This window comes from Pseudomonas sp. 37 R 15, from assembly GCF_900004865.1.
GTDB classification, from domain to species: domain Bacteria; phylum Pseudomonadota; class Gammaproteobacteria; order Pseudomonadales; family Pseudomonadaceae; genus Aquipseudomonas; species Aquipseudomonas fluorescens_AM.
The window spans coordinates 137,321-149,774 of record NZ_CVTV01000056.1 but is presented as its reverse complement, the minus strand read 5'-3'; the positions used below and the strand labels follow the sequence as shown (position 1 = coordinate 149,774).

The window sequence follows — 12,454 nt, the reverse complement described above, 5'->3', positions numbered from 1 at the left end:
CCTTTTTGGTTACTTTTGGGGCTCTTTTCCAAAAGTGACCCGCTGTAAAAGCGGAACCCATAGCAGCCGTTACCGCAGAAACGGATATGTACTCAATCTGATCCAGCATCCTGGTCGGCCCGGAAGCCGCCATCGGGGGCCAGCCCCCTCCCACATTGGGCCGAAGCGTGTCAGTTGGGTAGCTGTCGGCTGAGAGGCCGCCATCGGGGGCAAGCCCCCTCCCACATTGGGCCGAAGCGTGTCAGTGGGTAGCTGTCGGCTGAGAGGCCGCCATCGGGGGCAAGCCCCCTCCCACAGGTTTATCGACCATGTTCATGATCAAGTACAACCGAATAAGCTATGGTGCTCAAAACTACCCAGTATGAGCAACCATGCCCTTCCTCGCCCGCACCCACCCTCGCCTTTCATCCGCCGCCGTGCTGGGCCTTGCCGTGGGCATCCTGGTGCCGACCGAGACGTTGGCCAGCAAAATCCTCATCGGCTGGAACGCCGGCGTCTGGACCTATCTGGTACTGATGTTGTGGCTGACCATTCGCGCCAAGGCCGAGGACGTCAAGCGCATCGCCGAAATCGAAGACGAAAACGCCGGGCTGGTGCTGTTCATGGTGTGCATCGCGGCCATCGCCAGCCTGGCAACCATCACCTTCGAACTGGTGGGCAGCAAAGAACTGGCAACCACCGAGCGGCTGTTGCATTACGCTTTCACCGGAGTGACGGTGATCGGTTCGTGGCTGCTGATCGGGGTGATCTTCAGCGTGCACTACGCCAGGCTCTATTACACCTGGAGCGGCAAGGAACCGGCCCTGCGCTTTGCCGAAGGCTTGCTCACGCCCAACTATTGGGATTTTCTGTATTTCTCCTTCACCATCGGCGTGGCGGTGCAGACCTCCGATGTGGGCGTCGCCACCCGTGGCCTGCGCAAGGTCGTGCTGGGACAATCGTTGATCGGCTTTGTGTTCAATACCGCGATCCTGGGCTTCTCGATCAATATCGCCGCCGGCCTGTTTGGCTGAGCTGCACAAACCTTCTAGACGTCAGGCCGCGCCCCGGCGCTAATGGCAGTCCCTATTCATCCTCGGTGTTGTATGGCCGCGCACAATTGGATCGACCTGTCCCAGGACGCCGACACCGGCATCGAGACCCTGCGCGCGCATTTTGAGGGCCACGCCTACGATCCGCACTGGCACGACAGCTACCTGATCGGCGTCACCGAGCAAGGCGTGCAGCAATTCAACTGCCGCCGCACGCGCCATAACAGCGTGCCCGGCCAAGTGTTCCTGGTGGAACCCGGCGAGTTGCACGACGGCGACGCCCCCACCGCAGCCGGCTTCACCTATCACATGCTCTACCTCGACCCGTACTGGTTGGCGCGCGAAGTGAGCGCGGTGTTCGAAGAAGCGCCGCCGCACAGCCAGTTGAGTTTCGCCAGCACCTTGACCAGCGATCCGCGCCTGGCCGTGGCCACCAGCCAGGCCTTCCAGACCCTGCACAGCGGCGAGCTGCGCATTGTGCGGCAACGCGCCATGGACCAGTTGCTGGAGCGCCTCACCGGCCAACTCTACTGGCGCACCCGCTACCACCACGACCCGCGCTTGCCGCAGGTGGCGCACAAGGCCCGGGACTACCTGCATGCCCACCTGCACGCCGACGTCGGCATGGACGAGCTGGCCCTGGCCTGCGGTGTCGACCGCTTCCGCCTCAGTCGCGCCTTCAAGAGCGCCTTCGGCCTGCCGCCACATGCCTACCTGGTGCAACTGCGCCTGGCCCGCGCCCGGCATTTGCTGGCCAAGGGCGAGCAACCGGCGGATGTGGCGATTGCACTGGGCTTTGCCGACCAGAGCCACCTGGGCCGCTGGTTTGTGCGCGCCTACGGCCTCACGCCCGCCGCGTACCGCAAGCGCTGCTCAAATCTTCCAGACAGCTGACGCGCCGGCTGGTGAAGATGGACGCCATCGATTGTTCCTGGAGTTCCTGTCATGTTGGCGTTTATCTTGTTCGCCTTTGTGGCGTCTATCACGCCCGGCCCCACCAATATCCTGGTGCTGAGCAACAGCGCACGCTATGGCCTCAAAGCCGCTGTGCCGATCATTTTCGGCGCGTGCGCCGGGGCTGCCGGCCTGGTGTTGCTGGTGGGGAGCGGGTTCGGCCAATCGCTGGTGCAAGCGCCCGGGGTGCAGACCACCATGCAATGGATCGGCGTCGCCTGGCTGACCTGCCTGGCGTGGCAAATCTTCAGCGCGCCTGCCCGAGCCATCGAGGTGCATGGCGTCGAAAAGCCCCTCGGCCTGATCGGCGCCGCCGCGCTGCAATTGATCAACCCCAAAACCTGGATGATGGCCCTGGCAGTCGTGAGCGTATTTGCCGGCAACGGTGACGAGCGCCAGAGCCAGGTAATCGCCCTGTCCCTGGTGTTTTTCCTGATATCCCTGCCCTGCCTTGGCCTATGGGCGCTGCTGGGCATCGGATCGTCACGGGTGTTTCGTTCAGCCAGGGCCATGCAATGCTTCAACCGGGGCATGGCCCTGTTACTGCTGGTCGCGACCTGGCTGAGTGTGGTGGTTTGAGATGCCGGCTATCCGGCTTTGTCCTACAACAACTTGACGACTTTCCTCATTTGATGGTTTCCTGAAACCGGTTTCAGTGATTCCAATAAAAATAGAAGGTCGATCACCGTGAACAACTTTTCTGCCGCCCAGCGCAGCCGCGTGACCATGCTTGATGTCGCCGAGCGCGCCGGGGTGTCCATGGCCAGCGTGTCGCGTTTTATCGGCGACGACCGCGCCCTGCTCTCCGACGCCATCGCCCTGCGTATCGAGCAGGCCATCGCTGAACTCGGCTACCGTCCCAACCAGATGGCCCGCGGCCTCAAACGCGGGCGCACGCGCCTGATCGGCATGCTGGTGGCCGATATCCGCAACCCCTATTCCATTGCCGTGATGCACGGTGTCGAAACCGCCTGCCGCCAGCACGGCTACAGCCTGGTGGTGTGCAATACCGACCGCGATGACGAGCAAGAGCGCCAGCACCTGGCGGCACTGCGCTCGTACACCATCGAAGGGCTGATCGTGAACACCCTCGGTCATCACCTCGACCAACTGCTGGAACTGCAACGGGAAATGCCCCTGGTGCTGGTGGACCGCAAGGTCGAGCCGCTGCACAGCGACCTGGTGGGGTTGAACAACCCGGCGGCGGTGCGCATGGCGGTGGAGCACCTGGAGCAACAGGGCTACCGCGACCTGCTGCTGGTGAGCGAAGCCACCGATGGCACCAGTTCGCGCCTGGAGCGCCTGCACAGTTTCAACGCCGAAATAGCCAGGCGCCCGGCGTTGACCGGTGCGGTGCTCGAGCTCGATGGCACGCTGGAAAACCGCCTGCAGCGCTTTCTCGCAAAACCCGGCCCGAAGGCGCTGTTCTGCGCCAACGGTGTCGCCGCGCTGGCCTGCACGCGTGCGCTGAAGAACCTGGGCTGCAACCTGTTCGATGATGTCGGCCTGATCGCCCTGGATGATCTGGACTGGTATCCGCTGGTGGGCAGTGGCATCACCGCCCTCGCCCAACCGACGGAGGCGATCGGTGCCAGTGCCTTCGACTGTCTGCTCAAGCGCTTGCGCGGCGACACTGCCCCCACCCGCACCCTCGATTTCCTGCCCCGACTGATCATTCGCGGCTCCACCCAATCCCCTGTGGGAGGGGGCTTGCCCCCGTTAGCGGTGGGTCAGCTACAGATAAGCTGACTGACATAGCGCAATCGGGGGCAAGCCCCCTCCCACATGTTGCTCTGCGTACAAAAATGAAACCGGTTTCAGAGGTAAATAACAATGCAAGAACATCCCGTCTCCATCAGTCTTTCCAGCTACGGCGCCGACCTCGTGCGCCAGCAGGGCCAATTGAGTTTTGTCGCGCTGTTGAGTGCCGCCGGTGCCCGGCGCATCGAATGGCGCGAAGAACTGCTTACCACCGAACAGCCTGGCACGCTGGCCCAGGCCGCCGCCGAGCACGGCCTGGACTCGGTGTTTTCTTCGCCTCTGGAACTCTGGGTTGCCGGCCGTGCCCAGCCCAATCCAGACCTCGCCGCCACCCTCGACCGCGCCCAGGCCTTCGGCTCACGCTGGCTGAAAGTCTCCCTGGGTTACTTCACCGACACCAACGACCTGGAGAGCCTGCAGGCTCTGCTCAATCGCCACGCGGTCAAGCTGCTGGTGGAAAACGACCAGACCCTGCACGGCGGCCGGATCGAGCCGATGCAGCGGTTTTTCACCGAGGTCGAACGCCTGGGCCTGCCCGTCAGGATGACCTTCGACATCGGCAACTGGCAGTGGCAGGACCAGTCCGCCCTCACCGCCGCGCGCCTGCTGGGCCGGCACGTGGACTACCTGCACTGCAAGGCCGTCGCGCGTCGCCAGGACGGCAAGCTGGTGGCCGTGCCGCCCGGCGCCACCGATTTGCATCTGTGGGAACAACTGCTCACGCACATGACTCAAGGTATTACCCGGGCGGTGGAATTTCCGTTGCAGGGCGATGACCTGGTCGACATCACCGCGCAACAGGTCGCCACCCTGGCCCGCCTTGGCCAACCCCGTGTGGAGAATGCCCATGTCTGAGATCGATATCCTGTCGTTTGGCGAAACCATGGCGATGTTTGTCGCCGAGCAGACCGGCGATCTGGCCCAGGTCGGCCAGTTTCACAAACGCATTGCCGGAGCCGACAGTAATGTCGCGATTGGCCTGTCGCGCCTGGGCTTCAAGGTCGCGTGGTTGAGCCGGGTGGGTAACGACTCCCTGGGGCGCTTCGTCGTCGACACCCTCGCCAACGAAGGCCTGGACTGTGCCCATGTGACCGTCGACCCGCAGCGCCCCACCGGTTTTCAGCTCAAGTCCCGTGAAGAATCCGGCGCCGATCCGCAGGTGGAATATTTTCGCAAAGGCTCGGCGGCCAGCCATTTGTCGATGGCGGACATCAGCCCGGCACTGCTGCAAGCGCGCCATCTGCATGCCACCGGGATTCCGCCGGCACTGTCCGAGGCCACCCGCGAGTTGTCGGTGGAATTGATGACACAGATGCGCCAAGCCGGGCGCAGCGTGTCATTCGACCCGAACCTGCGCCCCTCCCTGTGGGCCAGCGAGGCGCAGATGATCCGCGAAATCAATGCCCTCGCCGGCCTGGCGGACTGGGTATTGCCCGGCCTCAGCGAGGGCCGCCTGCTCACCGGCTTCGATGACCCGGCGGATATCGCCGCGTTCTACCTCGACCAAGGCGCCGAAGCCGTGGCGATCAAGCTCGGGCCCGATGGCGCCTATTACCGCACCCAGATGGACCAGGGCTTTGTCGCCGCCGTGCGCGTGGACACGGTGGTCGACACCGTGGGCGCCGGTGATGGTTTTGCCGTGGGCATGATCAGCGCCCTACTGGAGAACGCGAGTTTTCCCGAAGCGGTACAACGCGGCAACTGGATCGGCAGCCGCGCCGTACAGAGCCGTGGCGATATGGAAGGGTTGCCCACCCGTGCCGAATTACCCCGCCGATCCGTTGCATAACCCACTACCTGTTGCCACAACTACAACAAGCTCAGGAGCAACCTTATGGAAACCGAGAAACTTGCCACCCGCCGTTGGTGGTACATCATGCCCATCGTGTTTATCACCTATAGCCTGGCGTACCTGGACCGCGCCAACTATGGCTTCGCCGCGGCCTCCGGGATGGCCGAAGACCTGATGATCACCCCAGGCATGTCGTCCCTGCTCGGTGCGCTGTTTTTCCTGGGCTACTTTTTCTTCCAGGTGCCGGGGGCGATCTACGCGCAGAAGCGCAGCGTCAAGAAACTGATTTTCGTCAGCCTGATCCTGTGGGGCGGCCTGGCCACCCTGACGGGCGTCGTGTCCAACGCCTACATGCTGATCGTGATTCGCTTCATGCTCGGGGTGGTCGAAGCGGCGGTGATGCCGGCGATGCTGGTGTACCTGTGCCACTGGTTCACCCGCGCCGAACGCTCGCGGGCCAACACCTTTCTGATCCTCGGCAACCCGGTGACCATGCTGTGGATGTCGGTGGTCTCGGGCTACCTGGTGCAGCATTTCAGCTGGCGCTGGATGTTTATCATCGAGGGCTTGCCGGCGGTGCTGTGGGCGTTTATCTGGTGGAAGCTGGCCGATGAGCGCCCCAAGGATGCCAAGTGGCTGAGCGACAGCGAGAAGCAAAGCCTGGAAAGCGCCCTTGCCGCCGAACAGGTGGGCATCAAGGCGGTGAAGAACTATGCCGAAGCGTTCCGCTCGCCGAAGGTGATCATCCTCGCGCTGCAGTTCTTCTGCTGGAGCATTGGCGTGTATGGCTTCGTATTGTGGTTGCCATCGATCCTCAAGGCCGGTTTGAAAATGGACATGGTCGAGGCCGGCTGGCTCTCGGCGCTGCCCTACCTCGCCGCCGTGATCGGCATGCTGGTGGTCTCGTGGGGCTCGGACAAGCTGCAAAAGCGTAAACGCTTCGTGTGGCCGCCGCTGTTGATTGCCTCCGTTGCCTTTTATGCCTCTTACGCCCTTGGCGCCGAACATTTCTGGTGGTCCTACACCCTGCTGGTGATTGCCGGGGCGTGCATGTACGCCCCGTATGGCCCGTTCTTCGCCATCGTCCCGGAAATCCTCCCGGCCAACGTCGCCGGTGGCGCCATGGCGCTGATCAACAGCATGGGCGCGCTGGGCTCGTTCGGCGGCTCCTACCTGGTGGGTTACCTCAATAGCAGCACCGGTTCGCCCGGTGCTTCCTACCTGCTGATGAGCGGTGCATTGCTGCTGTCAGTGGTACTGACCATTTTCCTCAAGCCGGGTGCCAGTGACCGTGAACGCGCGCCCTTGGCTACCCTCGAAATGAAGGCCCATTCCTGATGAAAAAATCCGTGGTTTTATACAAGAAACTGTCTGCGCCGCTGATGGCCCGCCTGCATGAGCAGGCCGACGTGACGCTGATCGACGCACTGGACGAGGCCGGCCTGGCCCAACTGCGTAATGCCCTGCCGAGCGCTCACGGGCTGCTGGGCGCGAGCCTGCGCCTGGATGCCGGGCTGCTCGACCTGGCGCCCCATCTGGAAGCGGTGGCGAGTGTCTCGGTGGGCGTCGATAACTACGATATCGACTACCTCACCGAACGCGGCATCCTGCTCAGCAATACGCCCGACGTGCTCACCGAAACCACCGCCGACACCGGCTTTGCGCTGATCCTGGCGACTGCCCGGCGCGTGGTGGAACTGGCCGACCTGGTGCGCGCCGGCCAATGGAACAAGAGCATCGGCCCGTCGCACTTCGGCAGCGACGTGCACGGCAAGACCCTGGGCATCATCGGCATGGGACGCATCGGCGAAGCGCTGGCCCAGCGCGGGCACTTTGGCTTCGGCATGCCGGTGATCTATCACAGCCATTCGCCCAAGCCTGCGGTAGAGGCACGCTTTGGCGCGCAGTACCGCAGCCTGCAGGAGGTGCTCAAAGAGGCCGATTTCGTCTGCCTGACCTTGCCGCTCACGGCGCAGACCGAGAAGTTGATCGGCGCCGAAGAATTCGCCCTGATGGGCCCGGAGACGATTTTCATCAACATCTCACGGGGCAAAGTAGTGGACGAAGCGGCGCTGGTCGAGGCCTTGCAACAGCGCACCATTCGCGCGGCCGGATTGGATGTGTTCGAGAAGGAACCGCTTGATCACGCCTCCCCGCTGCTGCGCTTGAACAACGTGGTGGCCACGCCGCACATCGGCTCGGCGACCCATGAGACGCGCGAAGCGATGGCCAGGTGTGCGGTGGATAATCTGTTGCAGGCGTTGGCGGGCGAGCGGCCGCAGAACCTGGTGAACGCAGCCGCCTGGAAGCAATAGCGCCCTGACAACAGGGATCACATGTGGGAGGGGGCTTGCCCCCGATGGCAGGGTGTCAGCCAGTTGATTCTTAGCTGACCCACCGCCATCGGGGGCAAGCCCCCTCCCACATTTGGACCGTATTTCAGATGCTAGATAACGAACTTCGCCACCATCGCGTTCAGATCCACCGCCAGCCGCGACAGCTCATGGCTGGCTGCGCTGGTCTGGTTGGCGCCCGCCGCCGATTGCGTCGCCAGGTCACGGATATTCACCAGGTTGCGGTCCACCTCGCGCGACACCTGGGCCTGCTCTTCGGACGCGCTGGCGATCACCAGGTTGCGCTCGTTGATCAGGCTGATCGACTGGGTGATCTGCTCCAGCGCCACCCCGGCGGCACGGGCCATTTCCAGGGTGCTTTGGGTGCGCTGGTTGTTCTGCTGCATCGATTGCACGGCTTCACCGGTGCCGTTCTGGATACCGGCGACCATTTTTTCGATTTCCTGGGTTGACTGGGCCGTACGATGGGCCAGTGCGCGCACTTCGTCGGCCACCACCGCAAAGCCACGCCCGGCTTCACCGGCGCGTGCTGCTTCAATGGCCGCGTTAAGCGCCAGCAGGTTGGTCTGCTCGGCAATCGCGCGGATCACGTCGAGGACCTTGCCGATGTCACGCCCTTGCGCGGCCAGCCCCTCGATCATGGCCGCTGTGTTTTGCACGTCCTGGGTCATGGTCTGGATCGCCCCGACCGTCTCCACGACCCGGTCGCGCCCTTCGCGTGCCGCCTGGCTGGACTGGCCGGACGCTTCGGAGGTGGACACCGCGTTGCGCGCCACCTCTTCCACGGCTGCGGTCATCTCATTGACCGCCGTGGCCGCCTGGTCGATTTCATTGTTTTGCTGTTGCAGGCCACGGGAAGCCTCCTCGGTCACCGCGCTCAGTTCTTCGGCAGCCGACGCAAGCTGCGTGGCCGACCCGGCTATGTGCTGGATGGTCTGGCGCAGGTGGGTTTGCATGCTCGCCAGGGCACCGAGCAAGCGCGCCGGTTCGTCCTTGCCGTCGTCTTCGATAGGGGTCGTCAGGTTGCCTGCGGCGATGCTTTCAGCCGCTTGCACGGCCTTGCGTAACGGCGTGACGATGCTGCGGGTCAGCAGCCAGGCCAGCAACACGGTCAGCAGCGCAGCGGCGACCGACACCACGATGACGCCGGTAATGGCGGCTTCGTAACTGTGTTCGGCCTGGGTATCGGCGGCCTTGGCGCCAGCGGCGTTGAGGGCGATCAGTTTGTTCAACTGCTCGCCCATCTGGTCGGTGCCGTCCTTGATACGGCTGTTGATCAAGGCGCGCATTTCATCGACCTTGCCTTGCTTGGACAAGGCAATCATGTCGGCCTGGGCCTTGATGTAGTTGTCCAGGGTCGTGGCGAATGCCTTATACAACACCGCCTCCTCGGCACCAGCCGGCAACGCGGCGTAATGGGTCTGCGCGACCCTGACCTTGTCGACCAGCACACCGATGCGGGTTTCGGCTTCCTGCAGGGCAACCGGCTCACGGTTGACCAGCACGCGAAAGGACAGGATGCGCATGCGCAACACGTTTTCCGTCATATGCCCCAGGTAGGTCACGCTGGGCAGCTGATTGGTGCTCATATCCAACGAAGCCTGGCGCATCAGGGTCATGCGGTTGACTGCAAACACCCCCAGGATGACCACCAGGACAGCGATGAAGGCAAACCCGAGAAATGCACGAGGGGCAATATTCAGATGGCGGAGGGACATAAGGGGGGCTCTCAGAAGTGATGTTTACCAGCGTCCTGCGCGAATCGATCCGTCAACGCCAACGCGCTGCCCAGACCTTGGCCGCCCCTTTTAGAATGGATAGGTGGGCCTGTACGGGGTATCGGCTGACAGGTAAGTTTTATGCAGGGCGCTCTATAAATAATTTATTACACTTCTGACGACTGGACGTTTCTGGCATCCTGCGCCTCCCTTTTCCGACCCGAGCCCTCATTTTGTCTGACGCTCAAGCCCCCCGCCCACGCTATAAATCCGATCTGATCTACGGCCTGGAAGATCGTCCGCACTTCACTGCGGCGATATTTGCCGCCTTGCAGCATGTGCTGGCGAGCTTCGTCGGTATCATCACCCCGACCCTGATCGTCGGTGGCGTGCTGGGCCTGGAAAGCGAAGTGCCGTACCTGGTGAGCATGGCGCTGTTCGTCTCGGGGCTCGGCACCTTCGTGCAGGCGCGCACGTTCGGCCCCATCGGCTCGGGCCTGTTATGCCTGCAGGGCACCAGCTTTTCCTTCATCAGCGTGATCCTGAGCGCCGGGTTCATGGTCAAGGCTCGCGGCGGCGGCACTGATGAGATTCTTTCGACGATCTTCGGCATCTGTTTTTTCGCAGCGTTTATCGAAGTGGTGCTCAGCCAGTTCATCGGCAAGCTGCGCAAGCTGATTACCCCGGTGGTCACCGGCACCATCATTACCTTGATGGGGTTGTCGTTGATCAAGGTCGCGGTGACCGACATGGCCGGCGGTTTCGGCGCCAGCGATCTCGGCGCGGCGAGCAATATGGGCCTGGCGGCGCTGGTGCTGCTGACCATCGTGGTGCTCAACCGCTTCGACAACCCGTTCCTGCGCCTGGGTTCGATCGTGATCGGCCTGACCCTGGGTTTTGTCGTGGCCTGGTGGCTGGGCCGTGTCGACATGGCCGCCCTGCCCCAGGTGCCGCTGATCAGCGTGCCGGTGCCGTTCAAGTACGGCTTCTCGTTCGACTGGGTGGCGTTTATCCCGGTGGCGGTGATTTTCCTGATTTCGCCCCTGGAAGCCGCCGGTGACCTGACCGCCAACTCGATGATTTCCCAGCAGCCAGTCAAGGGCCCGCTGTACATCAAGCGCATCAAGTCCGGCCTGCTCGCCGACGGCCTCAACTCGGCGATGGCGGCCACCTTCAACAGCCTGCCCATGGTGACGTTCGCCCAGAACAACGGCGTGATCCAACTGACCGGCGTGGCCAGCCGCTACGTGGCCTACTTCATCGCCGGCCTGCTGGTGCTGCTGGGGCTGTTCCCGATGATCGGCGCCGTGCTGCAGCTGATGCCCAAGCCGGTGCTGGGCGGCGCGACCCTGATCATGTTCGGCACCGTGGCCGTGGCCGGCATCAAGATCCTCGCCGAAGCCGGGCTGCATCGGCGCAACGTACTCATTGTGGCGATTTCCCTGGGCATGGGCCTGGGTGTGGCGGCCGTGCCCGAAGTGCTGCGCGACTTGCCCAAGGCGCTGCATAACATCTTCGAGTCGCCGATCACCGTGGGGGCGTTCTGTGCCATCCTGCTGAACATTTTCCTGCCCGAAGAGTTCATAGAGCTGGAAGAAGATGAATTCGATCCGGAGTCCTCTACCCTCAAGGTCATGCAGGACCCGGACGTTACGAAACAGTAGGAGCACGTTCAGATGCGCAAGCTCATGGTTGTATCGCTGTTGTTGCTGACGTTGAGCGCCTGCGCGCTGTTCCCCAATCGCGATCCGGTCAACATCAACGTGGTCGGCATCGAACCGCTGCAAAGCCAGGACCTGGAAGTGCGCTTCGCCGTCAAGCTGCGGGTGCAGAACCCCAATGAAACGGCGATCGACTACAACGGCGTGGCCCTCGACCTGGAGGTCAATGGCCGGCCGCTGGCGTCCGGGGTGAGTGACCAGGCGGGCAGCATCCCGCGTTTCTCCGAGACGGTGCTGATGGTGCCGCTGAGTGTTTCGGCATTTTCCGTGTTGCGCCAGACCCTGGGCCTGAGTCAGACCCAGAGTTTGAATAACCTGCCGTATGTGCTGCGCGGCAAGCTGGCGGGTGGGTTGTTCGGGACGATGCGCTTTGTCGAGCGCGGCACACTGGATTTGCCCAACACCGCCACCTGGTGACCCTCATGCAACCGACGCTGTTGACCGAACGCCTGATCCTGCGCCCGCTGGTCCTGGACGATGCCGAGGCAATCCAGCAACAATTTGCCCATTGGGAAGTGGTGCGCTATCTCAATGCCATGGTGCCCTGGCCCTACCCGGCCGATGGCGCGCGCCGCTATCTTGAGGAACTTGCCCTGCCCGCCATGGCCCGCGGCGAGGAGTGGCACTGGTCGATTTGTCTTAAAAGTGCGCCTGAACAGTTGATCGGCAATATCAACCTCACGGACGAGCAGGATGACAACCGCGGCTTCTGGCTGGGCCCGCAGTGGCAGGGGCAAGGGTTTATGTCCGAAGCCAGTGCCGCCGTGACCGACTATTGGTTCGGCGTGCTTGAGCGCCCGCTGCTGCGCGCGCCCAAGGCGGCACCAAACCTGGGGTCGCGGCGGATTTCCGAGCGTACGGGCATGCGTTTGATCAGCACGGACGAGGGCGAATTTGTCGCGGGCACGCTCCCACGAGAGATCTGGGAAATGACCCGCGAAGAGTGGCTGAAATCCCAATCCCCCACACCCTGAAGATCAAATGTGGGAGGGGGCTTGCCCCCGATTACGGTGGGTCAGTTGGAAATAGACTGGCTGACACACTGCCATCGGGGGCAAGCCCCCTCCCACATGTTTATCCGCGTTTAGTCAGTGATAGAGCGCACGCCCGGCTTGGCGCGCTC

Annotated in this window: 12 protein-coding genes; 11 read left to right on the top strand and 1 reads right to left on the bottom strand. The window is 62.9% G+C overall.

Annotated elements, in window-relative coordinates; genetic code table 11:
- Window positions 1-371 precede the first annotated feature (371 nt).
- The 8 genes from BFQ04_RS21680 (at window position 372) to BFQ04_RS21645 (ending at window position 7,853) form a co-directional block, all read left to right on the top strand.
- Window positions 372-1,013 (top strand): DUF1345 domain-containing protein, encoded by a 642-nt coding sequence (locus BFQ04_RS21680; RefSeq protein WP_065952538.1) that lies wholly within the window; start codon window positions 372-374, stop codon window positions 1,011-1,013.
- A gap of 72 nt (window positions 1,014-1,085) precedes the next feature.
- Window positions 1,086-1,925, top strand: a complete 840-nt coding sequence (locus BFQ04_RS21675) for an AraC family transcriptional regulator (protein ID WP_065952537.1) — start codon at window positions 1,086-1,088, stop codon at window positions 1,923-1,925.
- Between the two features lie 51 nt (window positions 1,926-1,976).
- The gene (locus BFQ04_RS21670) at window positions 1,977-2,564 is read left to right on the top strand and encodes a LysE family translocator (protein ID WP_065952536.1); all 588 of its coding nucleotides are present in this window, start codon (window positions 1,977-1,979) and stop codon (window positions 2,562-2,564) included.
- Between the two features lie 108 nt (window positions 2,565-2,672).
- Window positions 2,673-3,734 (top strand): LacI family DNA-binding transcriptional regulator, encoded by a 1,062-nt coding sequence (locus tag BFQ04_RS21665; RefSeq protein ID WP_139111955.1) that lies wholly within the window; start codon window positions 2,673-2,675, stop codon window positions 3,732-3,734.
- 84 nt (window positions 3,735-3,818) lie between these two features.
- Entirely contained in the window at window positions 3,819-4,601 is a 783-nt protein-coding gene (locus tag BFQ04_RS21660) for a sugar phosphate isomerase/epimerase family protein (RefSeq protein WP_065952535.1), read from the top strand.
- Complete coding sequence (locus BFQ04_RS21655) at window positions 4,594-5,535, top strand: sugar kinase (protein WP_065952534.1); 942 nt, start codon at window positions 4,594-4,596, stop codon at window positions 5,533-5,535. The genes BFQ04_RS21660 and BFQ04_RS21655 overlap by 8 nt, the downstream gene beginning before the upstream one ends.
- A gap of 45 nt (window positions 5,536-5,580) precedes the next feature.
- Window positions 5,581-6,876 carry an MFS transporter gene (locus BFQ04_RS21650; RefSeq protein ID WP_065952533.1) on the top strand — a complete coding sequence of 432 codons (1,296 nt, stop codon included), beginning with the start codon at window positions 5,581-5,583 and terminating at the stop codon, window positions 6,874-6,876.
- A complete protein-coding gene (locus BFQ04_RS21645) occupies window positions 6,876-7,853 on the top strand; it encodes a 2-hydroxyacid dehydrogenase (protein ID WP_065952532.1) in 978 nt (325 codons plus the stop codon). The genes BFQ04_RS21650 and BFQ04_RS21645 overlap by 1 nt, the downstream gene beginning before the upstream one ends.
- A gap of 131 nt (window positions 7,854-7,984) precedes the next feature.
- Here BFQ04_RS21645 and BFQ04_RS21640 read toward each other — a convergent pair whose 3' ends face one another.
- The gene (locus tag BFQ04_RS21640; protein WP_065952531.1) at window positions 7,985-9,610 is read right to left on the bottom strand and encodes a methyl-accepting chemotaxis protein; all 1,626 of its coding nucleotides are present in this window, start codon (window positions 9,608-9,610) and stop codon (window positions 7,985-7,987) included.
- A 233-nt stretch (window positions 9,611-9,843) separates the two neighbouring features.
- Between BFQ04_RS21640 and BFQ04_RS21635 the strand changes: the two genes are divergently transcribed.
- The 3 genes from BFQ04_RS21635 to BFQ04_RS21625 are packed head-to-tail and all read left to right on the top strand — an operon-like array spanning window position 9,844 to window position 12,305.
- Window positions 9,844-11,274, top strand: a complete 1,431-nt coding sequence (locus BFQ04_RS21635; protein ID WP_065952530.1) for a nucleobase:cation symporter-2 family protein — start codon at window positions 9,844-9,846, stop codon at window positions 11,272-11,274.
- Window positions 11,275-11,286: 12 nt separating this feature from the next.
- Entirely contained in the window at window positions 11,287-11,748 is a 462-nt protein-coding gene (locus BFQ04_RS21630; protein ID WP_065952529.1) for an LEA type 2 family protein, read from the top strand.
- Between the two features lie 5 nt (window positions 11,749-11,753).
- A complete protein-coding gene (locus BFQ04_RS21625; protein WP_065952528.1) occupies window positions 11,754-12,305 on the top strand; it encodes a GNAT family N-acetyltransferase in 552 nt (183 codons plus the stop codon).
- The last annotated feature ends 149 nt before the right edge of the window (window positions 12,306-12,454 follow it).